A 596-nucleotide genomic window follows, 5' to 3' on the forward strand; every position below is an offset into this window, starting at 1 on the left:
CCAGGGTGGGGAGCCCGGTGCTGGCGCGGCGAGCGCAGTGGATTGCGCTCGCGGGCGCGCTGATGTTCGCCGCCAGTGATGGGCTGCTCGCCGTGAAGCACTTCGTGCGCCCACTGCCCGGCGCGAGCTACGCCATCATGTTGCTTTACTGGGCCGCGCAAGCCTGTATCGCCGTCTCGGCTCGCGAGGCCCTGAGTGGAGGCGTCCGCCCGGCGCCCAGAGCCTCGCTCCCGTGAGCGATCCCCTCGATCAGCCCCCCTTGTTCACGAGGAGGGACTACTTGACGCAGGAGCTCCAGCCGCGCTTGCCGTTGACGACCGTCATCTCCCAGTACCGGGTGCCAGCGTTGTAGTCGATGGACACGCCATCGGTGTAGCTGTTGGCCGTGAAGTGGCCACCGACGCCGGTGAGCATGCAGGCCACGCCACCCGGGTCGTAGGTCATGTTCGCCGTGAAGCCACCCGGGTCGCCGGCGCCGTAAAGCCAGGACCCCTGGTCCGTGGGCACGTCCACACACCGGGCCCGGGCGCCACCCTCTCCCGACAGACTGCCGCCCAGATACCAGTTGAGGCCGTCATTCCAGACGCGGGCGTAGT

At 68.8% G+C, this 596-nt stretch carries 1 protein-coding gene and 1 pseudogene; one reads left to right on the top strand and one right to left on the bottom strand.

The window, feature by feature from the left end; all coding sequences use genetic code 11:
- Nucleotides 1–236 (top strand): lysoplasmalogenase family protein (locus G4D86_RS51810; protein WP_240360979.1); only part of this gene is annotated, 236 nt, incomplete at its 5' end.
- Between the two features lie 40 nt (nt 237–276).
- Here G4D86_RS51810 and G4D86_RS51815 read toward each other — a convergent pair.
- Nucleotides 277–596 (bottom strand): annotated as a pseudogene (locus G4D86_RS51815) (hypothetical protein); the annotation flags it as partial.

Source organism: Pyxidicoccus caerfyrddinensis, assembly GCF_010894405.1.
In the GTDB taxonomy this organism is placed as follows: domain Bacteria; phylum Myxococcota; class Myxococcia; order Myxococcales; family Myxococcaceae; genus Myxococcus; species Myxococcus caerfyrddinensis.